The sequence below is a fragment of the Rhodococcus sp. RCBS9 genome, from assembly GCF_029457415.1.
Taxonomy (GTDB): domain Bacteria; phylum Actinomycetota; class Actinomycetes; order Mycobacteriales; family Mycobacteriaceae; genus Rhodococcus_F; species Rhodococcus_F qingshengii.
This window is the reverse complement of the sequence record NZ_CP120422.1, coordinates 3,616,164-3,640,473: the sequence shown is the minus strand read 5'-3', so window position 1 is coordinate 3,640,473 and position 24,310 is coordinate 3,616,164. Positions and strand designations below refer to the sequence as shown.

Below are 24,310 nucleotides of genomic sequence, written 5' to 3'. Positions count from 1 at the left end.
CGTCGTTCAAGCAGAAAGAGCTGGGCACCTGACGGTGCCCAGCTCTTTTCTGTTCACTCGGGGGTTCCGAGCGGTGAGAGAATCAGCTCTCGACTGCGTGCTTTCCACCGGCAGCCTGATCGGCTTCCATGGCCTCACGCAGGCTCTTCGGACGCATGTCGGTCCAGTTGGCCTCGACGTATTCGAGGCACGCCTTGCGGCTGTCTTCACCGAACACCACTCGCCAGCCGGCGGGGACCTCGGAAAACGTGGGCCACAGCGAGTGCTGGTCCTCGTCGTTCACCAGCACGTAGAAGCGGCCGTCTTCGTCATCGAAAGGGTTAGTGCTCATCTCGCCTCACTCGTTACGTACGTGTCTTGTGCGCCCAGACTAGCAAGCGCACCAGTTCGGTTCTGGTGGCTCAGCACCGACGCCAGAATCTCCCCCGCCCGCACTGCCACGTTCGACAGCAGCGACGACGTCAATCCGTGAGTCTGTTCTGTCCCACCCTGCAGATAGATACCGCCTGTCACGTCCTCCGTTACAGCCAGTCGATAATCCCGACTGACGTTACGCGGAACGGACGAATCCGGCACGAGTTCACCCAACAAATCGTCCAGAGGTGCCGGGGTGAAACCCGTGGCCAGAATGAGTGCGTCGCACGCCAGCGTGTCGGTCAAGCCGTCGAGATTGCTACGGACAGCCAGTTCGATGCCGGATTCGGTCTCCACGGCACTCGTGATCTCCGAGGCCCGACGCATGAACAGTCGCCGCGGCCCACGAACCATCTCCTGATATTCGGTGGCATACAGCTTGTTGATCAGTTCGATGTCGACGACCGAGTAATTGGTACTGCGGTGCAGATCGAGCAGTCGGCGTCGTTCCGCGGCGTCTGCACCGTGCAGCTGATCGACGGCTTCGGGATCGAAGATGCGGTTCGCGTACGGGCTGTCGTCTGCCGGGCTGTAGCCGTAGCGGGCAAAAACACTGTGAACTTCGGCGTTCGGGTAGTTCGCGTGCAGGTAGTCCACGATCTCCGCGGCACTCTGGCCGGCGCCGAGAACGACGAACCGGTTGTGTACGGGCTCCGGCATTGCTTCGAGATGGAAGAGGAACTGGTGATTGTGGAAGCACCGCGACGAAGGCGTCGCCCACTCCGGGATCCGCTCTTTCAGTCCGGCTCCGACAACGATGTTGCGCGCGATCACCGTTCCACCGTCGGCGGTGCGAACCGCAAAGCGATCGACAACGCCGTCGGAGTTCTTGATGCCCTCGACCCCGTCGACGGTTGTACCGAACTGCACGTCCGCGTCGACTCGTCGAGCTGCCCAGCACAGGTAGTCGTTGAATTCGTGGCGCGTGGGGAAGAAGGTCTGGTGGTTGACGAAGTCGACCAGTCGACCCTGCTCGAACAGATACGAGAAGAAGCTGTATCCGCTCCGTGGATTCCGGAACGTCACCAGGTCCTTCGGAAACGCGATCTGCATGGTGGCACCGTCGAGCAGCATCCCGGGATGCCACGCGAACTGAGACTGCTTTTCGAAGAACCGCGCGTTCACCCGATCAACGGCCGCACAATTTGCATTGTGTTCTTCGACAGCAATGGCCAACGCGAGGTTGGCCGGACCGAACCCGACGCCGACGATGTCGACAATGGCAGGTTCGGCGCTGGAGTCTCTTGGTGATTCACTCATTACAGGTAGTCCATCCCCGACGGAACGACCTGGTACGGCCGCCAATCGATGTCCCGAAGTAAGTAGCAAAGGCTACCCTTAATGAGGTGAGGGTATCAACACTGTGAGCCCCCGTATAGCGGTCGACCCCACGGAGCGATGCGACGTATGTCATAGTTTCGCCCCCTCGCTCGCGTCATCCCCTTCGGCGGCAACTGCAGCCTCGATCACGTCGACCAACTGACCTGCCCATACGCGGACTGCACCCGCATCGACGCGGTCGGCACGGAACCCGAGAGTTGCAAAGACAGGCCCATCGCCCACCGGCTCGTAAAAACTCAACGTCACATCCGCATCGGGCACTCCCACCGGAATCGGTACGAGAGAACCGAAGTCGCCGAGCCCGTCCAAATCGGCCTGTTGATGATGGATCACCATCACCTGAGGCCTCATGGACGCCGGATTACCCAGCGCCTGCTCGACATACACATATGAGACGTCCTGATTGCTCAGCGCTTCCAGATTGTTTTCCCGGATGCGAGCCAGCAATTCTGCAAACGTCGGACTACCGGACGTATCCGTGCGCAGGAGAACAACATTGAAGAACGATCCGATCATCGGTTCGAGACGGGGATCCGACCTGCCCGCAACCAATGAACCGATGGGGAGATCAGTACCCGCGCCGGCCTTCGTGAGAACGCTGGCCAGTGCGGCCTGCAGGACCATGAACATGCTCGTGCCGGTGCGCGCAGCCAGCGCGTCGATTCCGGCGTGCAGACCCGCGTCGATGTCGACGGCGATCACGTCACCTCGAGGCTCCGAGTCACCTTCCGGCAACGGAAGATTCACACTGGTCGGTATTCCGTCGAGCGCATCCCGCCAATATGCAAGTTGCTTCGACGCACGGCTGTCGACGTCTCGGGGGTCTCCCAACAGCTCCTCCGACCACACGGTGTAATCGGCGTACGTCAATGCAAGCTCGTCCCAAACCGGTTGATCTCCCTGCGACCGGGCTGCATAAGCAGAGACCAGATCTCCCAGCAGCGGCACTACGGACCACTCGTCGACGGCGATGTAGTGCATGACGAGAAGCAGTGTCCTAGAGCCGTCTTCACCGAGCACCAGATGAACCCGCAACGGTGATTGCTCACGCAGATCCATCGGAAGTTGAGCCAGTTCGAACACCACTCGACCCACATCGCCGGCGCCGACATCGACCACATCGACAGTCGGACGCACCGATTCTCTTGCCACGACGACGCCGTCGACCTCGACGAAGGTGGTCCGCAGGGGTTCGTGCCGCGAAGTCACATCGTCCAAGGCGTGCCCGAGAATCTCCGGATCGATCTTCGATTTCAGGGTCAGCGCCAGAGCGTGGCTTGCTTGCGGTTGCGCGCCGGACGCGCGGAACAACTCCCATTGACGACGTTGCGGCGCAGACAGACCCATCGTCTCGGGACGTTTCACCGCCGGCGCCAGGATCGGACGCCCACCTTCCGAACGCGCGACGACGGCCGCCAACTCCGCAACACTCGGCGCGTCGAATACGTCTCGAATACTGACGTCCACGCCGAACGCTTCACGAATGCGACCGACCAGTTTCATCGAAGCCATCGAATGGCCGCCGAGTTCGAAGAAACTGTCGTGGACTCCGACACTCGGGAGTTGCAGGATTTCCGCGAACGCAGCCGCAACCGTGGACTCCACTGCCGTGCGAGGAGCAACATCACCCGCCAGCTCCGACCAGTCCGGAGTGGGCAACGACTTGCGGTCGAGCTTTCCGTTGGGCGTCAACGGCAGCGGACCGTCAAGGGCGACAACCATGGTCGGAACCATGTAGTCGGGCAACGACAGTGCCGCGAGGTTCCGCACTGCCGTCGTGTCGACGACGACACCGGGTTCCGGTGACACGTAACCGACCAGGCGCGTGATTTCGCCCTGCCGATCCGCGACGACCGTTGCCTGCTTCACCGAAGGATGGGCACTGAGAGCTCCGATGATTTCGCCCAACTCGATTCGGAAACCGCGGATCTTGACCTGATCGTCGACGCGGCCGAGGAAGTCGATGTTCCCGTCAGAGCGCCACCGCGCGCGGTCCCCGGTGCGATACATGCGATCGCCCGCGGTGAAGGGATCGGCGATGAATCTCTGTGCCGTCAGATCGAATCGGCCCAGATAGCCTCTCGCCAGGCCGCGTCCCGCGATGTACAGCTCCCCGGATACTCCCGGCGGAACCGGACGGAGTTGATCGTCGAGCACGTACGCCTGTTCGTTGGGGTCAGGGATTCCGATGGGCACGGGACCGTTCCAACCGGGTTCCGCCTGCCACAGTGTGTTGTTCACCGTGGCTTCGGTGAGTCCGTACGCGGCAAGCAAATTCAGCCGCTCCGCCCATCGCCCGATCAGCTCCGGTGGCACCGTCTCGGTTCCGACCAACACGGTGCAGCCCTGCGGCACTTCACATCCTGCCGGCAGAGCGGCCAGCAACGAGGGAGGGATGATCGCGTGGGTGACACGATTGCTCGTCATGAAATCGGTCAGCGCCGGACCGGCAACTCGTGCATTCTGCGGCACGATCACCAGGGTGCTGCTCGTGCACAGTGCCATCGCCAGCTCGAATACCGCGACGTCGAAGCCGACCGAAGCGAACTGCATCACCACCGAACCCGGTACCAGTCGCATCCGAACCTCAGCTGTGGCAACAAGACTCGGAATACCGTCGTGGGAGAGGACGGCTCCCTTCGGCTTGCCGGTCGATCCCGAGGTGTAGATGACATAGGCAGCGTGGCTGACGCCAACTGGTGGCCGGGGAGTTTCGACGATCACTGCCTCGTCCAGTTCCGCACGGATCAGCGGATCGTCCAGGAGGATTCGCTCGACGCCGACCACATCCTCGATCCGCGAGCTTTCCTCCGCAGTGGACAGAAGTACCGAGGCGCGGGAATCGGTGAGCATGTACGTGATGCGTTCGCTCGGGTGGCTCAAATCCAGGGGTAGATACGCGGCCCCCAGCTTGAGCACGGCGAGGACCGACGCGACCATTTCCACCGAGCGCGGGACGGCAAGCCCCACCACGTCTTCGACCGACACTCCGCGGCGATACAGCACGCCGGCGATCCGATCACACTGCTCGGAGAGTTCGCGGTACGTGGCCTGCCCCGCCTCGTCGCGCACCGCAACAGCCTCGGGCGTAGCAACGACTCCACGCGCGAAAGCGTCGTAGAACGTCTCTTCCGGCACGTCGACGGCGGTGTCGTTGAACGAGGTGACAACTTGCTCGAGTTCGCCTGGCAAGAAGATGTCGATGTCGCCGATCTCGATGTCGGCCGATTCCACGACTGCCGCGATCACCGATTCCAATCGGTTCGAAATTCGCTGTGCTGTTTCGCGATCGAAGAGGTCGCTGCCGTACTCGAGCCGGACGTCGATGCAGCCTTCGTCGCCGAGGTACTCGGTGAAGTTGAACACCAGATCGAACTTGGCTGTGTACTCCTCGAGTTCGAACGGATCCCCTCCCATCTCCTCCCGGCTGTGATAGCCGACCATGACCTGGAACAGCGGATTACGTGCCAAAGTACGCGACGGATTGAGGCGCTCCACCACCGTTTCAAAGGGAACGTCAGCGTTGGCGAAGGCCTCGAGATCTCCCTCACGAACGCGATCCACCAACTCCCGGAACGTCGGGTTACCCGACGTATCCGTGCGCAGCACAATCGTATTGACGAAGAAGCCGACCAGTTCGTCGAGTCCATGCTCACTACGTCCGGCGACGGGAGCGCCGAGGGGAAGGTCCTCACCCGCTCCGAGCGCAGTCAGCAACGCCGCCGACGCCGCGTGCAGAACCATGAACATCGAACTCCGGCTCTCGCGCGCCAGATCTCGCAGTGCAGCAGTTGTCTCCACGCCCAACCGTGTCACCACTGCACCACCGGAGAAACTCGGTCTGGCCGGTCGACTCCGGTCGGCGGGAAGCAGCAGTTCTTCGGGGGCTCCGTCCAAACTCTTCGCCCAGAAGTCCAACTGCGTGCTCAGGATGCTCGACGGATCGTCGGGGCTGCCCAACAATTCCCGTTGCCACAGAGTGTAATCCGCGTACTGAACCGGAAGCGGTTCGAAAATTGGATCTTCGCCCTGGATCCGAGAGGAGTATGCAGACATCAGATCGCGCAGGAATGGCCGATCGGACCATTCGTCCGTCGTGATGTGATGCAGGACGATCACGACCACTACGGCACCGTCCACCTCGGCACCGTCCACCCGGATCAGACGTGCGCGGATCGGAATCTCGTCAGACAGGTCGAACGGACGACCCACTGCCACGGCAATTTCACCGGCGACACCGGATTCGTCTCGATGAACTGTCTCGACCGGAATCGTCGCCGATTCGAGAATTATCTGCTCCGGCGATCCGTCCACCAACCGGAACACCGTACGCAGGGATTCGTGTCGTTCCACGACGTCGCCGAGCGCCGCGGCGAAGACGTCCGCGTCCAGTGCGCCGTCCAAACGGAGCACGATCGGGAAATTGTAGGCCGCGGAGTTCTCCTCCATCTGTCCGATCAGCCACAATCGCTGTTGAGCGGCAGAAAGAGGAAGGTGGTCCGGCCGCGGCTTCGCTACCAGTACCGGTCGCGTCGATCCCTGCTCGGCCGCAATACGTTCCGCGAGTTCCGCCACCGTCGGCGCTTCGAAGAGATCACGCATGGTCAGACTGTTCGGAATGGCGATCCGAGCTCGACTGATCAGCTTGGTGGCCAGAAGCGAGTGCCCACCGAGGTCGAAGAAGTTGTCGTCGACCCCGATATCGTCCACATCGAGTACGTCGGAGAAGAGGTCGCAGAGGACCTCTTCCGTGTGGTTACGCGGTGCGATCGACTCCCCACTCCGCTCCCCCAGCACCGAATCGGCGGTGGGCAGTGCCTTGACGTCGAGCTTGCCGTTGACGGTCATCGGTAGTGTCTCCACCTCGATCACCACGGCCGGAACCATGTAGTCGGGTAGGAGAACTCGCGCCTGCGCGCGGTAGTCGTGCCCGGCGCCGAGTCGCACGGGTGTCACGTAGCCGACGAGCCTCTTGACTCCACCTGCCCCGACGTCGACCACCACTGCCGCTTGCCGCACATGTTCGTCGGATTCGAGAACGGAGACGATTTCGCTCGGCTCGATGCGGTGACCTCTGATCTTCACCTGATCGTCGGTGCGGCCGAGGAAGTCCAGGTTGCCGTCACCGCGTCGCCGCACGAGATCCCCGGTGCGGTACATACGTCCTCCGGTCCCAGCCGGATCTGCGACGAAGCGCTCGGACGTGAGCGCGAAGCGTCCGAGGTAGCCGCGAGCCAAACCGGCTCCGGCAATGTACAGTTCGCCGGCAACTCCATCGGGGACCGGACGCAGCCAGCCGTCGAGAATATGCGCGGCGGTGTTCCAGATCGGTTTGCCGACGGTCGGGGTGTCACTGTCGAACGTTCCGCCACCGAGCGTGTTGATCGTGTATTCCGTCGGACCGTAGAGGTTGTACCCCACGGTTCCCTCGGTGTCGCGCAGCCTGTTCCACACCGAATCCGGAACGGCTTCACCGCCGAGCAGGACCAACGGCGGGCGGTGGTGTCCCACACCGTCGTCGAGAAGCCCGCTGTCGATCAGGTGCGTCGCGTAGGTCGGTGTCACGTTGACGACGTCGATGTCCAGTGCGTCGCAGTATCCAACGAGTGCCTCGGCATCACGACGCAGATCCTCGTCGCAAATGTGCACCTCGTGGCCTTCCACGAGCCACAGAAGTTCCTCCCACGACATGTCGAAGGCAAAGGACACGGTGTGCGCGATCCGCAGGCGCCGGCCCGCCGCGGCGATCACTGGTTCGAAAATCGCCTCGCGGTGGTTGAACTGCATGTTCGTCAAGCCGCGGTAACCGGTGACCACGCCCTTGGGCTTGCCGGTCGAACCGGAGGTGTAGATGACGTACGCGGGGTGGTCGAGTCGATGCGGTGCCCCCGGAGCGAATGCTCCGAGTTCCGACGCGGAGAGTGCCCGCGCCGAGATCGTCAGTCTCCTTGCTGCTGTATCGGGTTCGTCGATCACGATAGTGCGGACGTCGGCACCTTCGAACCTCGGTGAGGCCGAAACGGTTGTCAGCAACACGACAGGATCCGCGTCGTCGATCATCACGGCCAACCGTTCGGCCGGATGGTCGAGTTCGAGGGGTAGGTAGGCAGCACCCGTGCGCAATACCGCGAAGAGCGCGACGACCATGTCCACCGAACGTGGTAGGCCAAGAGCGACAATCTTTTCCGGGCCGGCGCCGCAATTGATCAGCAACCGCGCCATCCGGTTGATCTCGCCGTCGAGATCGGCGTAGGTCATCCGGCGCTTCCCGAACACGAGTGCCGTGTCGTTCGGTTGCGCCGACGCGACTTCTTCGAACAGGTCGGCAATGGTGCGCTCCGGCAACTCCCGGATCTGCGTCTGCTGCGCTACTGCGGGAACCGGAGACGCAACAACCGATCCCGTCATGTCCTGCGACCAACTCTGCAGCAGGTCGACGAAGTGACCCAGTAGGTCCTCGGCCCGGCGCGCGGTCACCAGACGCGGATGGAACTCGAACTTGACGTTGACGGTGGCACCCGGTGTGACCACGACGGTCAGCGGATAGTGCGTGTGATCGATACTGTCGCTTCCACTCACGTCGTGAGCGGCGTTGAGCGCGTGGACTTGCTTCTCGTCCACGAAGTTCTGCAGGACCATCAGCACGTCGAAGAGTTGACGATGCTCGGAAACACGCTGGATCGATGCCAAACCGAGGTAGTCGAACGGCATCAGCGAAAGTCGATCCGTCTGTGTCCGACGAAGAAGTTCCTCGACGCTCTCGTTCGGATCCAGTTGCAGCCGAACGGGAACGGTGTTGAGGAACATGCCCACCACGGTGTCGATTCCCGGTACCTCCGGCGGCCGTCCGGCAACCGTGGAGCCGAAGACGACGTCCTGTCGACCGGTGGCCGACGCCAGCACGAGGGCCAGCGCTGCATTCAGTACCGTGTTGAACGTGACGCCGGACGCGGCAGCGCGCTCACGCAACGCACGCGAAAGCGTTTCCGACAGAACCGCATCGCGGCGATCCGGAAGCTGAACTTCGACGCCGGGCGCAGGCTCGGCAACAAGCGTCGGCTCCTCGAGTCCTGCGAGCGCTCCGCGCCACCCCTCGTCGGCGGCTGCACCGTCGCGATCGGCCAACCAGGCGAGGTATGTCTCGAACGACCCCTCGGGTTCGCCGAATGCGCTGTCGTCGCCGCCGGTATCGTAAAGCGCCAGAAGCTGACTGACGACAAGGCCGTTGGACCAGCCGTCCCACAGCAGGAACTGCCTGTTGATCACCAGACGATCCTGGCCGCCGGGCAGATGCAGCACACTCATACGCCACAGCGGCGGCGCGGTCAGGTCGAATGGCGTCACTCGGTCTTGGGCGGCGACGGCCTCGGCACGCTCACGAGCAACCGAGTCGTCGAGTTCACGGAGATCGTGGACGACGACCGGAACATCGAGTCCAGCGCTGAAGAACTGCACCGGCTCGTTCAGCCCTTCGCTCACGAAACCCGCTCGCAACGTGGGATTTCGTCGTTGAAGTGTCCGGGCGGCCGCAGCCAACCTGTCGACATCGAGGGTGTGCCCGAAGTCCATCGAGAACTGTGCCGTGTAGATGTCCCCACCACTGCTGCTGTCGCTGCTGCCCGCGTAGCCGGCTTGGAAGTACAGGCCTTCCTGCAACGGTGAGAGTGGGAGGATGCTGCTGACACCTGCCGGACTCGCATCGGCTATCGCGTCGATCTCGGTCTGACTCAGGTCGAGCAACGTCACATCGGACGGGGTCAGAATGGGAGGCCCGGCGTGACGCGCGGCCGCAGCCGCCAGATCGCCGAGGGCCGAAACCCAGCCGTCGGAGAGTGACTGCGCGTCCTCCTCGGACAAATCTTCACTTGCCCAGGCAAACTCGGCGCGGAGCCCCGAATCCACGCTGACGACATTCACGATCAGTCGGTACGGGCCTCCCATGTCTGCGTCGGGATCGGTGGACAAGGCTTCGGATTCCGCTGCCAAGGACCATGCTGTCGATCCAGCTGTCGTCGTTCGTCCGAGATAGTTGAACAGGATCTGAGATTCGGAGCGCCCCGCCAATGTCGATGCCGTGCGGGCATTCACGTATCGCAGCATCCCGTAGCCGATACCGCCGTCCGGAGCCGCCCGCAGGCTCTCCTTCACCTCGCGTAGCGTGTCCACCGGGTCGATTCCGCCGTGCAGTCGCATCGGGGCAATCGTGGTGAACCAGCCGACTGTTCGCGACAGATCGATGCCCGCCACCAACTCCTCCCGGCCGTGCCTTTCCAGATCGACCAGCAATTCGTGCTCACTGCGGCCGGTGGAGCGGCGCCAGCGATCGACGGACATCGTCAGCGCTGCCAACAGAACATCCGTTCCCTCGGCACCCACCATTGCCGCAACCGATCCAAGTGCTGCCTCGGAGATTGCTCCGTCCACCGTGACCGTGCGCCTCGAGCCTCCGGATACGACGGCATCGCCCGCGGCGTCGGGGATCAACTGCGCGCCCGGAGCGGTCACGGTCAGCCAGTGATCGAGTTCGGCGAATCGATGAGCACTGTATGCGTGTTCGGCCACCGTACGGGAGAAGGTACGCAGCGAAGTTCCGACGGCATCCAGTGCGGCGGGCTCTCCGGCTTCGACTGCCACCCAGGCCATCGCGAGATCCTCGAGCAGGGTTCCCCAGGAAACCCCGTCCACGACCAGGTGGTGCGCGACTATCGCGAGTCGGCCCAGACTCTCAGCGCCGCAATCGAACCAGACCACCGAGACCATCCGCCCTGCAGACGGATCCAATCGACTGGTCGCAGTTTCAGAGTGCTCAGTGACGAGTCTTCGCAACTCGGAGTCATCCAGTCCCCGAGCATCAACGCGTTCGACCAGGTTCGCTGCCCGGACACTACCGGGTTCCTCGATCCGCGCCGACCACATCCCGCGGTCATGTCGGATCAAGGTTTGGCGAAGTCCGTCGTGGTGATCGAGCACGGCCTGCAATGCGCCGGTGATCGAACCGAGAGATGTTGCCGGAGAGTGGATCAGAACTGCCTGGTTGAAGCGGTCGGTACCACCCGTCCATTCGGACAAGCGGTGAACCACCGGCAGCGGAACCAGCTCACCCACGCCGATGTCGGCCGTGACGGTGGCATCCGAGGTGGCGACATCACCCACCGCTGCAGCGATCGCAGCGGGAGTGCGCAATTCGAAGATCTGACGCGGGGTCAGCACTACCGAATCACGACGAGCCAGGTTGACCAGTCGGATCGCCAGGATACTGTCGCCGCCGAGAGTGAAGAAATCGTCGCGCACCCCGACACGGGGCAGTCCGAGAACCGTCGCGAAATGCCCGGCGAGGAGGTCTGCAACGCCCGAGGAAACCACTCCCGTCAAGTCGCCCACCTGTGCCGCAAAATCCGGTGCAGGTAGTGCTTTTCGGTCGAGCTTGCCACTCGGGCTCAGCGGCAGCGACTCGAGCCGCACGAAGGCACTTGGCACCATGAACTCCGGTAGCACTGACAACAACTGAGCTCGAACCGCAACATCATCAGCATCTCCGACCAGGTAGGCGACCACCTGTGCGCGGTTGCTCGGACCGTCGGTTCGGACGATCACGGCACTTGCCGTGACTCCGGGGCACAGCGCCAATTGCGCTTCGATTTCGCCGAGTTCGATTCGGAATCCACGAACCTTCACCTGCTCGTCGGCACGGCCGAGGTACTCGAGAACGCCGTCGGCATTCCACCGCACGATGTCACCGGTCCGGTACATCCGCGAGCCGCCGTCGCTGTACGGATTCGCCACGAATCGTTCGGAGGTCAATCCCCCACGTCCGTGGTAACCACGCGCCAGTTGTGGCCCTGCCAGATAGAGCTCACCGGTGGCACCGGCCGGGACGTTCTGCAGGTAGGGATCGAGAACCAACAGGCCGGTGTTGGCGGCAGGTGCGCCGATCGGGACGCTGACGGCGTCTGCCGGAGTTTCCTGCACCGACGGTTGCCAACTGACGTCGACGGCGGCCTCGGTGGGGCCGTAGAGGTTGTCCACCAGAGTATTCGGCAGGATCTCGGCGACCTTGCGTGCAACGTGAACGGGCAGTGCCTCACCGCTGCAGTTGACGATCTCGAGCGAGGAGCACAGTGCTGCTTTCGGCTCCGCGAGAAACACGTCGAGCATCGACGGAACAAAATGCACTCGGGTCACGGAATGTTCGACGATGACGTCGGCCAGATAGCCAGGGTCCTTGTGCCCGTCCGGCTCGGCCATCACGAGAGTTGCCCCCACCAGGAACGGCCAGAAGAATTCGGGAACGGAGACGTCGAAGCTCGACGGGGTCTTCTGCAGCATCCGGTCGGAGACGTCCATCGGACGTATCTGCTGTGCCCAGAGCAATCGGTTGACCACACCCTCGTGGTTGACCACAACGCCTTTGGGGCGACCGGTCGAACCCGAAGTGTAGATCATGTACGCGGCATCCGCGGGCGATCCTGGGACACTCAGCGGATCGGCGGGGAACTGCGCCGACTCCGATACCGTAACCCGCGGAACCGAACCCGAATCGAGTGAAGAGTCTTCCGACACCACGACGCACACAGGATCGGCGTCACCCAGCATGTACGTCAGCCGCTCCGCCGGGTAGCCGGTGTCGAGGGGAACGTATGCTCCCCCGGCCTTTCCGATGCCGAGTATCGCGACCATCAGATCAGGAGAGCGAGGCAAGGCAACCGCTACCAACGATTCGCGTCCGACGCCACGTTCGCGCAGCAGATGCGCAAAACGATCAGCGCGAGAGTGAAGTTCGGCGTAGGTCAACGACTCTTCACGGAAGATCACTGCGGTGGCTTCGGGCGTACGCCCGGCTTGATCCTTCAGCAGCTCGGTCAGCGTTGCGCGCGGCCGATCCAAGGCCGTGCCGACGCTCCCCGGCTGTGCGGGTGCCAGCGCGATCCGGCCGATGACCTGATCGAGATCGCGCGAGAGCTCGGTGAGTACGACTGCGAGAGTTTCGGCCAGCGACGCAGCGGCGTCGCCGTCCACCTGAGCAGCGTCGTACTTGAGCTCCAACGCCAATCGATCGCCGGGGACGACGATCAGGGTCAACGGGTAGGCCGGTCGCTCGTCGAATCGAATTCCCGTCAGTCGCACCGAGTTCGTCGGATCAGCGATTGCCGTGTCACCGAGTGGATAGTTCTCGAACACGACCAGTGATTCGAAGTTCTGCTCCAGTCCGCCGGTCCGCCGCAGTTCCGGTAGCCCCAGGTACTGATGGTCGAGTAGTTCCGATTGTTCCCTCTGCCAACGAGAAAGTGCTTGCGCGGCTGTCTCTGCCGGATCGAACCGCAACCGAGCCGGCACGGTGTTGATGAACAAGCCCACCATGGACTCGATGCCGGGCAGGTCTCCACCACGTCCCGATACGGCCGATCCGAACAGCACGTCTGTTCGGCCGGTCATTCGGCCGAGCACCAGCCCCCAGGCGCCGTGCACGAGCGTGCTCAGCGTCAGGCCATGGGAGCGTCCGTTGATCGCCAGTGCGCGAGTATCACTGTCGGACAGCTCGACTCGGGTGGCACAGACTCCGCTGCTGCCCGCGCTCGGCGCGGGAAGTTCGACCGCGGGCCCGGGAGAGTTCAGCGCTTCCCTCCACACCGCTGCCGAGGCCTCGTGATCGTGGCGGGCCAACCATTCGAGATAGCTGCGGTACGGCGCCGGAGTCGGGAGCACCACGCCGGAGTCGCCAACGCTGTACGACGCCATCAGCTCTCGCAGCATCACCGGAACCGACCATCCGTCTGCGACCGCATGGTGAATCGACTGCAGCAGAAGGTACTTCTCAGAAGAGGCACGGACAAGCGTGTAACGGACGAGCGGCGGTTGCGCCAGGTCGAACCCGCGCGCGCGGTCGGCGGAAAGCAGTTCATCGACATCGGCGCCGGCCACCTCGACTACCGCCATCTCCACGACAGCGCTCGGGTGCACCACCTGCACGACCCGGCCGTCACCCAGGACCGAGAATGCGGTGCGCAGCGCCTCATGCCGATCGACGACGGATTGCAGCGCGCGGCGCAACGCCGCACTGTCCACGGCTCCGGTCAGTTCCACAACCTGTTGCACGACATACTGATCGGCCCCCGGATCGGCAAACGCCGAATGGAAGTAGATCCCTTCCTGCAGCGGAGTGAGTGGGAGAATCTCTTCAGCCTTCGGTAACCCGTCCACGTCTGCCTGAGCGAGCGCCACCAGAGGGTAGTCCGAGGGTGTGGCTCCGCCGAAGGCTGCGAGCCCGGACACGGCCTCGAGCGAGTCCAGCCACAACCGCGCAAACTTGTCGATATCGCTACGCAGGAAGATGTTCGACGCCCAGGTCAGGGTGGCTCGCAGGCGTGGTCCACCGGCGGCGTCCTCGGCTACGACGTCGACAGACAACGCGTGACCCATCGGCATGGACGGATCGGCAGCACCGTCCATCGACACCGGGAACCAGTCCCCCTCCGCTGCGGCAGTGCGTCCCAGATAGTTGAGCACCACCTCCGGCGCTGCGAAACTACGCAACTGATCCGAGCCGCCGAGGTATCGCAATGCTCCGTACCCGAAGCCGGCGTTCGGGACCCGTCGAAGTTGCTCCTTGACGCTCTTGAGAACCCCCGCCAACTCGCCGCTCGCGTCGAGATCCGGAGCGGCTGTACCGATCTCGAGCGCCACCGGGAACACTGTGGTGAACCATCCGACGGTACGAGTCAGGTCGACGTGCGCAGCGCCGTCACCGCGAACGATGTCCTCGTCGCGTCCGTGCCCCTCCAGGTCGATCGTCACCGATCCGGCACCGCTCCAACGGGTCAGCGCCACGGCAAGTGCGGTGACCAGCACTTCGCTCACATCGGCTCCGAACGCCCGTGGGACACTGCCCAACAGCTGATCTGCAAGTTCTGGAGGTAGGGTGATCGACCGCGCCGCAGCGGTGCGCGCGAGGTCAACTGCCGGGTCGAGTGGCCGACGGCCGAGAGATGCCCGTTGTGCGGACGTCACCGAGTCCCAGAACTCGATTTCCGAGTCCAGTCGCCCGGCTCCGACCGCCTCCGAGACGAGTTCGGCGTACCTTCGCACCGACGTGCCGACCGGAGCGAGTGCGGGTTCGTCGCCATTCATCGCTGCGATGCCGGCGCGCGCGAGGTCCTCGAGGATGATGCGCCACGAGACGCCGTCGACCACCGCGTGGTGGATGACCAGCAACAGCCGTCCGGGACCGGTCACAGGGCGGAACAGAACAGCGCTGACCATCGTGCCGTCGGCTGGATTCAGACGGCCGACAGCTCGCTCGGTCTCGGCGACGATCAACGGTCCGCATTCTTCGAGCGGTGCCGGTAGTGCACGGGTCTCGAAGACCACAGCCGCTTCGTTTGTCTCCGGAACAAGCAGCGTTCCTTCGGAAGTCAACGTCCCACGAAGTGCATCGTGGCGCGCCACCAGGGCGTCGAGCGCCGACTCGGCGTGCTCGGAGGTCAAAGCTGACGGGGTCTGAATCAGCGCTCGCTGGTGGAAGGTTCGTACTGCGTCCGACACTCCGAGAACCCTGGCGGCAATCGGCGTCGTGGCTACGTGGCCGATCGGTTGGTCCGCGTGGTCGACGATCTCAGCCACTCGGGAGGACTGGGCACGCGCCATAGCCTCGGCGGTGCGCAGTTGGAACACCTCGCGAGGACTGATCGACAAACCGGCAGCACGAGCCGCGGTCACGAGTGAGATCGCGACGATGCTGTCGCCGCCCAGTGCAAAGAAGTCGTCGGTAACGCCGACCGAATCGAGGCCGACTGCCGACGCGATCAACGTGCAGAACTGTTGTTCGACTTCGTTTCTCGCAGCGACATGTGCACTCAGTTCGGCGAGATCGGGCTCGGGTAGCGCGCGACGGTCGAGTTTGCCGTTTGCCGTGAGCGGAAACTTGTCGAGGACGGTGACGGTGGTCGGGACCATGTAGTCGGGCAGCTTGCTCGCAGCCCACTCGCGAAGCTCACGTGAGTCGATCGCGAGGTTCGTCCCCGACGCTGCGCTCACGTAGGCGGCGAGATACTTTGCACCGGTTGGTGCTTGGCGCACCAGAACTGCCACGTGACGCACTGCGGGGTGCGAAATCACGGCGGCTTCGACATCCTCGAGTTCCAGGCGCATGCCACGGATCTTCACCTGATTGTCCGTGCGTCCGAGGAAGTCGAGGGTGCCGTCGTCGGTCCATCGGGCCAAGTCACCGGTGCGGTACATCCGGGATCCGGCCAGATCACCTGAGACGAAGGGATCCGCGACAAAGCGAGATGCGGTCAGCGCCGACGCGCCGACGTATCCGCGTCCCAGCAGGAAGCCCGCGGCGTAGAGTTCGCCGCCGGTGCCGATCGGAACCGGCTGCAGGTCGCCGTCCAACACGTACAGGCGAGTGTTGGGGTTCGGCCGCCCGATGGAGGTCGCGATTCGTTCCGCGTCCTCTCGGTAGATCACATGGGAGACACCGATGGTCGCTTCTGCCGGCCCGTAGCCGTGATACAGCGTCGTGGACAGTTGGGCACGGAACCGGTCGAAGAGTTCAGGCGTGAGAACCTCACCGCCGCACCACACGTGCTTCAACGAATCGAGCTGATCGGTCTCGTTCGCCAGGTCCAGCAGTATGTCGAGCATGGACGAGACCAGGTAGACGAAAGTGACCGATTCTCCGGCGATCAGGTCGAGCAGGTATTGCGGGTCGCGTTCCCCCTCGGGCTTCGCGATCACCAATCGACCGCCGGAGACGAGCGGGAGCAGGATCTCGTTGATCGAGATGTCGAACGAGAGTGGGGCTTTGAACAAGGAGGCATCGCCGGACCCGAACCCGAGAATCCGCTCCCGCTGCCACAGCAACCTTGCGCAGATTGCCTCGTGGCGGATCATGGCGCCCTTCGGACGTCCGGTCGAACCGGACGTGAAGATGACGTATGCGAGTTGGGCACCGTGAATACGAATGTCGGAGGTCATTGTCTCGGACAGGTCCGAGGGCCCGTCCTCGTACGCCCACGCGGAGAGATCGACCGGAACGGAGTCGTCTACACCGTCCGAGGTGAGCACCAGTGTGGCGCCCGCGTCGGCAAGTACCGATTCGCGGCGTTCGGCAGGCCATGACGGATCCAGCGGAACGAAGGCACCACCGGCACACATGACGGCCAACAACCCCACCACCATCTCGGCGGATCTCGGAAGCCCGATCGCCACAACGGTTTCGGTCGCGACACCGCGAGAGATCAAGTGCGCGGCGAGCTGTGATACCCGACTTTCGAGTTCGCCGTAGGTCAGCCGGACGTCGCCGTCGACCACGGCGACAGCGCCCCGATCGGCAGAGAAGCTGCTGCGCAACAAATCCGGCACCGTCGTGATTGGCTGCGGCTCTGCGGTGTCGTTCCACCCGTGGAGCACGAGTTCTCTCTCCGCGAGCGACATGGGGTCGAGTGCCGAGATCGGAAGCTGCGGCTCGGCTACGAATCGATCGAGGAACTGTTCGATTCTCGCGGTGTGATCGGCCAACTCCCTGTCGAATCCGGCCGGGGCGCGGACGTCGATCTCGATCGGCTCCCCGTCCTGACCACCGCGCACACTCAGATCCAGGTCACTGACTCGACCGGTTACCGAATTACGCACGCGCACCGGGCATCCGCCGAAGGTGAGTGTGTGTTCGAACATCATCGAGTTGATGCCGGGGCCGAAGACCTGACGGTCGGGATCGATCGCCCGAATGTCGCGAGCAAGATCCTCACCTCGGTACCGCCCGTGCTTGAGAATCGAGACCAGGGCGGTGTCGAGACGAGTTGCCAACTGGCCGATGCTTTCCGAGCGTTCTACCCGAATACTCAGCGGCAAAATCGTCGACGCCATCGAAGGAGTGCGACGCATGTCCCGCCCCACCCGAGCGGCCATCGGTACCGAGACGACAACGTCGTGCTGTCCCGTGGTTCGTGCGATGTACGCGATCAGCGCGGCCATGGGCAGGCGAGTTCGTCGAATCCCGGCGTCGGCCGCATAGCGGTAGAGCTGTGCCGCGCGATCAGCGTCGAGCGTGAGTATCGCCGAGATCGGCGGCAGCGAATCATCCACCTGCCCATGCAGAATACGCGTCGCTTCCGGTCCCGATTCAACGCGTTCGACCCAGTACTGACGGTCGGTCTGGAATCGCGGAGAGTTCCGGTAATCCAGATCGGCTGCAACCACGGCGTCGAGTGACCACTGCGGCGCGGCAGTCCCGAGATTCGGATCGTCGTATCGCTCGGCGACGTCGGCGACGATGAGCGAGATGCCGTACCCATCGATCACGCTGTGGTGATAGCGCTGATACCAGATGACTCGGTCGTCAGCGGTCAGCAGAAGCACCTGGCGGAACAGCAGATCGTCCGGACCGAAGACCCGAGCCATGTCGGTGTCCATCCACGACTGCGCAGTCGAATCGGGATCCGCCTCGGCCCGAAGGTCGAGAATTTCCACGTCCCAGCGCGCATCCGGAATCGGCACCTGGATCAGCTGGTTGTCGGCATCGACCTCGAAGTGCACGAACAGCGCTTCGACGCGTCCGACGCTGGCCTCGATCGACGCTGCCGCGCGCTCGACGTCGATCGTGCCGTCGACCTCGACGACAAGTCCGATGTTGTAGACCGGACTGCTCGGATCCACGTTCTGAGCAACCCACACCTCACGCTGAGCGGCCGTCGCCGGGAGCGCTGCGTCCAGATCGGCACCGCCCGATACCGCCGGGTGAGCTACCTGAGAGTGGTCAGACATCAAGAATCCGATCATCGTCGTTCATGCTCATCGAACGACGAACACCCTCGCAAGTTTAGGGTAGGCTACCCAGGAACGTGAAGGTGCGCTCCCGCCCTGGTCAGACCTGTTCCCACGGACCGAATTCGAGCAAAACGTCAATTGCCGTCTTACCGTCCTGCGGCCGAACGACATGTTCGAGGGCATAGACCCTCGATCCCTCCGCAGCGCGAGCGAGATCGGAAATACCGGGCAGAATGGTCGGTTCGGGTGGACCGCCCACACCACGATGGAAGTTCTCGATGGAATGCCCCAAATAGAGGACCCGTCCGCCGGGCGTCAGCCACTCCCCGACGCGCTTCAAGGTTGCGGCCAGATGGTCGACCTCGAGGTGAAGAAAGCTGACCAACACCAGGTCGACCAGCCCTTCCGGCTGCCACTCGGTCGCGTCGCCGACCTGCCAGTCGACAGCCTTGTCCCCGTCACTCGCCCGTGCCAGATCGATCGCCACCGACGAGTAGTCGACCGCAGTCACCGACCAACCTTGCCCAGCCATCCACCGCGCGTGACGGCCGTCGCCGCAGGCCAGATCGATCGCGGTGCCCGGTCTCAGATCGGAAATTCTTGTTGCGACGGTTCCCGCCGGGTCGACTCCCCATGGCTCCGTCACCGCTCGGTATCGCTCGTCCCAGTCGCGTGCGTCCATGATTGCTCTCCCATATCCGTTTCACCGTTTCAGATCGGACGGTGCCCCCAGCAGCATAGAGAACCCTCGAATGTGACAGATCGATACCCCTGGGGGTATACAGGTGACGGACAGGAATACCCCCACCCGTATCAGGAGTGAAGATGTCAGCGACCAGAACAGTCACCGCGGACCCACCCACCCGAGCCGACGGCATACTTGCGCGTCTCGGTCGATCGATGGCGACTCACACCCGCCTCGTCGTCGGCGTCTGGTTGATCGCGTTGATCGCACTCGGCGCCGCAGCACCCAGCGTCTTCACCTCTCTGGCCGGCGCGGGTTGGCAGGCAAACGGATCCGAATCCGTGCAAGTTCGCGAGTTGGCCGAGCAGCATTTCGGTGGAAATTCCTCCGCCGCAGTACAGGTGGTCGTTCACTCGGATTCTCTACCCATCACGGATCCGTCGATGCAGCAAACCCTGGCCGCGGCAACGGAAATCTTTTCCGCGGACCCTCGCTTCGGCGAAGTGATCGCCCCGCAGCCCGGTATGACCATCAGCCCGGACGGACATACCGGCATCATGGTCGCGGGCGCCAACGCGAGTACCGACGAGATGGTCAGCGCGGTAGACGAACTCGGCAAGAAGCTCACGGGCTTGTCCACCGACACGATCGAGGTGTACCCGACGGGTGCGTCGGCGTTGTGGAGCGATTTCAACAAGGCCAATCACGAAGCCATGATCAAAGCCGAAATGATGTCGTGGCCCGTCACTCTCGCGATCATGGTGTTGGCCTTCGGCTCCCTGGTTGCCGCGGGTCTACCACTACTGCTGACGCTTGCGGGCCTGGTCGCTTCGGCGGGTGGGCTTGTAATCCTCAACGAGATCACGCCGATTTCCGTGTGGGCCATGAACTTCGCGATGATGTTCGCTCTCGCGCTGGGCATCGACTACGCACTCTTCCTCGTCGCCAGGTTCCGGGATGCATTGCGAGCCGATCCGGATCCAAGGGCCGCCGTGGCTCAAACCATGGACACCGCCGGCAAGGCTGTGGTCCTTTCCGGCCTCACAGTTCTGGTCAGTTTGTCTGCGGTTCTCATCGTTCCAGCCCCGGCCGTACGCACGATGGCTGTCGGAATCATGCTCGCTGTGATCTTCGTTCTCGCCGCAACACTCACCCTGTTGCCTGCCGTGCTCGGCAGGATCGGCGCGAAGGTCAACGGCGGTTCTCTACCGTATGCAAAGCGCCAGCAGCACCGCTCCCCGATGTTCGCAGGTTGGGCATCATTGCTGCACAAGCACCCGTGGCCATTCGGCTTCGGCGCCTTACTCATCCTGATCGCACTCGTTGTTCCGGTCTTCGGACTGAAGGTGGCAATGCCCTCCATCGCCGTGGTTCCCGAGGACGCCCCGGTTCGCCAGGGCTATGAACTGGTACAGCAGCAATTCGGGGACGGCGCCCCGGGGATGTTGCAGATCGTCACGTCCGCCGACGATGCAGCCGACACCTCACGTCTTACCATGAGCGTTGACGGCGTGGCCATGGTCACGCCAGCGCAACAAGCTGCCGACGGGTCCGATCTTGTTATGCTGCAAGCAGTTCCCACCGTCGACCCGTCAGATCCTGCGATGGAAACCATCCTCGCCGACCTTCGGTCGCAACTGCCGGAATCGGCGCTCGTCGGCGGCGCTCCGGCCGAAAATCTCGACCTTCAGCAGGCACTCGACGACTACCTTCCCATCGTCGTGGTCGTGATTCTGACGCTCGGATTCCTGTTGCTGCTGATCACCCTCCAGGCGCCTTTGATCGCCTTGATCGGCACGCTGGTCAGCCTGCTGTCCACTGGGGCCGCATTCGGAATCGCGAAGCTGATCTTCCAGGACGGCCACGGAGCAGGCCTACTCGGCTTCGATCCCCAGGGGTTTCTCAACGGGTGGGGTCCGGTCTTCTTCTTCGCCATGATCTTTGCGATCGCGATGGACTACACCGTGTTCCTGCTTTCGAGTGCCAAGGAGCACTACGAACGCACAGGCGACCCCGCGATCGCACACATCGACGGCCTCGCGCATTCAGGTCGGGTCATTGCGGCGGCAGCAGCGGTGATGGTTGCGGTCTTCTTCACTTTTGCGCTCGCAGATCCCTTGCCACCCAAGGAAATGGGCATCATTCTCGGCGTAGCTGTCCTCCTGGACGCAGTGCTCGTCCGCTTGGTGCTGCTGCCCGTTCTCCTACGCCTCACCGGCCGGGCAGCCTGGTGGGCGCCGGCATGGCTGCGTCGCGTCCTGCCGAACATCAGCTTCTCGCATGGTTGATCGTGTACCCGACATCACTGTCCTACTGATACCCCCAGGGGTATGATGGGGACAAGAGAAATCAAAGCCGGCGACAGTGACAGCCCACGACGAGGAGTGCGCAATGACAACACCCACAGAACCGATAGCGATCGCAACCAAGGTCACCGGAACCTTCGACGACGTCGTCACCCGCACGCGTGGCGCTCTCGCCGAGCAGGGCTTCGGCATCCTGACCGAGATCGACATGCAGGCAACACTCAAGGCGAAGCTGGACGAGGACATGGAAAAGTACCTGATCCTGGGTGCCTGTAACCCGCCGTTGGCCCATCGGGCAGTTTCGGTGGATCGTCAGATCGGCCTCCTGCTGCCGTGCAACGTCGTCGTCCGCGAAGATACGACTACCGAGAATTCGTTCTTCGTCGAAGCGATGAACCCTGCTCTCATGGTTCAGGTTTCCGGCGAACCCGGCCTCGAGTCCGTGGCAGCCGACGCAGCCGTCAAGTTGCGCGCGGCCGTCGACTCGCTGATCTGACACCGCAGTCGGATCAAACACTGAATCAAGCAGTGACATGCCCCCAGGGGTACCCTTGACCGCAGCACGAACACTCGAGAAGGGGCCACCATGACCGGCGACGAAGAGAGCATTGCGCTCGTATTGAACAGACTGCGTCGTGCCCACGGCCAACTTGCCGGGGTCATCTCGATGATCGAGAACGGCCGCGACTGCAAGGACGTCGTCACGCAACTCGCCGCCGTGTCCAAGGCGCTGGACCGAGCAGGGTTCAAGATCGTCGCTTCCGGGCTGCGTGAATGCCTGAGCGGTGACAGCGCGGAAGGTCAGGAACCGATGACCGAGGCCGAACTCGAGAAGCTGTTCCTGGCACTGGCCTGAAACATGAGAAGGGCCTGACCTGCAGTTAGCAGGTCAGGCCCTTTCTCGCGTGCGGAAAACTACTTCGCCAGGAAGTCGATCAGCACCTTGTTCACGGCCTCCGGACGCTCGAGGTAGCCGTAGTGCCCGGCGTCGGGAATCTCTTCGTACGACGCCGTCGCGATGCAGTCCGCCACCTCGCGGGAGAGGTAGGGCGGGATCATGCGGTCGTCGGCGAAAGCGACGGACAGGCACGGGCGCATGATCGACTTGTACGCACCCCGTCGATCGAAGGCGCGGTCCATACCGAGCTGTGCGCGAACACCCGGTGACGTTGCGCCGCCGGTGAACTCGAAGATATCCATCCAGTCGCGCGCCGAGTGATCGTCTGCCAGCGTGGCCGGCGAAAGGTTCATCACCGCGGTCACTGCGGCACGGTACTTGGCCGGTAGAGCGACGCCACTGTCGAACAACTGGCGCTCGCCCTCGGTCAGGACCTGCTGGAAATGGTCCATCCGGGCGTGGCCGGCGAGGAACACTGCTTTGCGAACCAGATCGGGCCTGGCGAGCGTCAGTTCCTGCGCCACCCGGGCGCCCATCGAGGTGCCGATGACATGGGCCGGACCGCCACCGAGGTGCTCGATCAGTCCGGCGGTGTCTGCGACCATGTCGGGCATCGTGATGCCGCCGAGGCTCTCGCCGGACGGTGCGATTCCGCGGTTGTCGAACGTGCAGACTCGGTAGCCGGCGGCCACCAGCGCCGGAGTCTGGTGCAGATCCCAGACGCGGCCGGGGCTGCCGGTCCCCATGATGAGCACCACCAGATCTCCATCACCCTTGACCTGGTAATTGATGGGGATTCCGTTGATTGTGGCGACCGTCATGTCAGCCTTCCTCCTCGTACGTGTGATCAACAATTTTGGTTGGATAGCCTAAGCTGATGGGCGGTCGTGTGACCGCAACCCCAGCCCATGCTCGTCCAGGAGGACCCCGTTGAGAGTCGCTACGCTCGGATACCAAACCTGGGGCCACCGTACCCTGCAGGCCTTGATCGACTCCGATCACGAGGTCGTGCTGGCAATCACACACCCGAAGAGCGAACACGTCTACGAACAGATGTGGGCGGACTCGGTTGCAGATCTGGCGGCCGAGAACGGTGTACCCGTTCACGTGGCGAACAAGCCTGACGACGCCTTCAAGGCCGCGCTGGCGGAAGCGGCTCCCGACATCATCGTCGCCAACAACTGGCGCACCTGGCTGCCGGCGGAGGTCTTCGACGCACCCAAGTACGGCACCCTCAACATCCACGATTCGCTGCTGCCCAAGTACACGGGCTTCTCCCCGCTCATCTGGGCTCTGATCAACGGCGAAGAAGAAGTCGGGCTCACGGCGCACCTGATGGACGAGGAACTCGATGCGGGCGACATCGTGCTGCAGCGATCGACGACGGTCGGCCCGACCGACACCGTCACCGATCTGTTCCACCGCACGATCGACATGATCGGCCCCATCACACTCGACGCCCTGGATCTGATCGCGTCCGGCCGTACCGACTGGACGCCGCAGGACCGATCGCAGGCCACGTTCTTCCACAAGCGTGCACCGCAGGACAGCCACGTCGACTGGTCCTGGCCCGCCGAGGTCATCGAACGTTTCGTCCGGGCACAGTCCGATCCGTACCCCAACGCTTTCGCCGAGTTCAAGGGCCAGCGCATCCGCATCCTGAAGGCGTCCGTCTCACGCGGGCACTACGGCGGAACCCCCGGCCGAGTGTTCATCCAGGAAGACGACGGCATGGTGATCGTCGCGGGCCCCGACGCGTGGTCGGGCAAGAACAAGGGACTGCGGATCGAGCGCGTCCGACTCGACGACGGCAGCGAGTACACCGCCGCCGAGTTCTTCCCCCACGGCGGCGGGTACCTCACCTGATCGCCGGATCAGACCCCCTCAGTACAAAACCCA

9 protein-coding genes are annotated in these 24,310 nt (G+C 63.2%); 4 read left to right on the top strand and 5 right to left on the bottom strand.

What is annotated here, in order from left to right:
- Nucleotides 1-82 precede the first annotated feature (82 nt).
- The 4 genes from P0M12_RS17095 to P0M12_RS17080 all read right to left on the bottom strand — a co-directional run bounded on the left by P0M12_RS17095 (nt 83) and on the right by P0M12_RS17080 (nt 19,204).
- Nucleotides 83-331 carry an MbtH family protein gene (locus tag P0M12_RS17095; protein ID WP_003945538.1) on the bottom strand — a complete coding sequence of 83 codons (249 nt, stop codon included), beginning with the start codon at nt 329-331 and terminating at the stop codon, nt 83-85.
- Entirely contained in the window at nt 328-1,674 is a 1,347-nt protein-coding gene (locus P0M12_RS17090) for a SidA/IucD/PvdA family monooxygenase (RefSeq protein WP_125050332.1), read from the bottom strand. The genes P0M12_RS17095 and P0M12_RS17090 overlap by 4 nt, the downstream gene beginning before the upstream one ends.
- A gap of 150 nt (nt 1,675-1,824) precedes the next feature.
- Nucleotides 1,825-18,519: a non-ribosomal peptide synthetase gene (locus P0M12_RS17085; protein WP_277376603.1), complete on the bottom strand. Its 16,695-nt coding sequence runs from the start codon at nt 18,517-18,519 to the stop codon at nt 1,825-1,827.
- A gap of 100 nt (nt 18,520-18,619) precedes the next feature.
- Nucleotides 18,620-19,204 (bottom strand): class I SAM-dependent methyltransferase, encoded by a 585-nt coding sequence (locus tag P0M12_RS17080; RefSeq protein WP_003945672.1) that lies wholly within the window; start codon nt 19,202-19,204, stop codon nt 18,620-18,622.
- A 143-nt stretch (nt 19,205-19,347) separates the two neighbouring features.
- Here P0M12_RS17080 and P0M12_RS17075 point away from each other — a divergent pair, with 143 nt between their 5' ends.
- The 3 genes from P0M12_RS17075 to P0M12_RS17065 all read left to right on the top strand — a co-directional run bounded on the left by P0M12_RS17075 (nt 19,348) and on the right by P0M12_RS17065 (nt 22,369).
- Nucleotides 19,348-21,495 carry an MMPL family transporter gene (locus P0M12_RS17075; RefSeq protein WP_277376602.1) on the top strand — a complete coding sequence of 716 codons (2,148 nt, stop codon included), beginning with the start codon at nt 19,348-19,350 and terminating at the stop codon, nt 21,493-21,495.
- 103 nt (nt 21,496-21,598) lie between these two features.
- The gene (locus tag P0M12_RS17070; protein WP_003945447.1) at nt 21,599-22,009 is read left to right on the top strand and encodes a DUF302 domain-containing protein; all 411 of its coding nucleotides are present in this window, start codon (nt 21,599-21,601) and stop codon (nt 22,007-22,009) included.
- Nucleotides 22,010-22,099: 90 nt separating this feature from the next.
- Nucleotides 22,100-22,369 (top strand): metal-sensitive transcriptional regulator, encoded by a 270-nt coding sequence (locus tag P0M12_RS17065; RefSeq protein WP_007734349.1) that lies wholly within the window; start codon nt 22,100-22,102, stop codon nt 22,367-22,369.
- 59 nt (nt 22,370-22,428) lie between these two features.
- Here the strand turns inward: P0M12_RS17065 and P0M12_RS17060 are convergent, their stop codons facing one another.
- Nucleotides 22,429-23,232 carry an alpha/beta hydrolase gene (locus tag P0M12_RS17060; RefSeq protein ID WP_003945829.1) on the bottom strand — a complete coding sequence of 268 codons (804 nt, stop codon included), beginning with the start codon at nt 23,230-23,232 and terminating at the stop codon, nt 22,429-22,431.
- Between the two features lie 109 nt (nt 23,233-23,341).
- Between P0M12_RS17060 and P0M12_RS17055 the strand changes: the two genes are divergently transcribed.
- Nucleotides 23,342-24,277: a methionyl-tRNA formyltransferase gene (locus P0M12_RS17055; RefSeq protein ID WP_007734348.1), complete on the top strand. Its 936-nt coding sequence runs from the start codon at nt 23,342-23,344 to the stop codon at nt 24,275-24,277.
- The last annotated feature ends 33 nt before the right edge of the window (nt 24,278-24,310 follow it).

Bases quoted from the DNA above. Each gene is read 5' to 3' on its own strand.
- P0M12_RS17075 (WP_277376602.1), top strand. From the start codon at position 19,348: ATGTCAGCGACCAGAACAGTCACCGCGGACCCACCCACCCGAGCCGAC.
- P0M12_RS17060 (WP_003945829.1), bottom strand. From the start codon at position 23,232: ATGACGGTCGCCACAATCAACGGAATCCCCATCAATTACCAGGTCAAG.
- P0M12_RS17065 (WP_007734349.1), top strand. From the start codon at position 22,100: ATGACCGGCGACGAAGAGAGCATTGCGCTCGTATTGAACAGACTGCGT.
- P0M12_RS17090 (WP_125050332.1), bottom strand. From the start codon at position 1,674: ATGAGTGAATCACCAAGAGACTCCAGCGCCGAACCTGCCATTGTCGAC.
- P0M12_RS17095 (WP_003945538.1), bottom strand. From the start codon at position 331: ATGAGCACTAACCCTTTCGATGACGAAGACGGCCGCTTCTACGTGCTG.
- P0M12_RS17085 (WP_277376603.1), bottom strand. From the start codon at position 18,519: ATGTCTGACCACTCTCAGGTAGCTCACCCGGCGGTATCGGGCGGTGCC.
- P0M12_RS17070 (WP_003945447.1), top strand. From the start codon at position 21,599: ATGACAACACCCACAGAACCGATAGCGATCGCAACCAAGGTCACCGGA.
- P0M12_RS17080 (WP_003945672.1), bottom strand. From the start codon at position 19,204: ATGGACGCACGCGACTGGGACGAGCGATACCGAGCGGTGACGGAGCCA.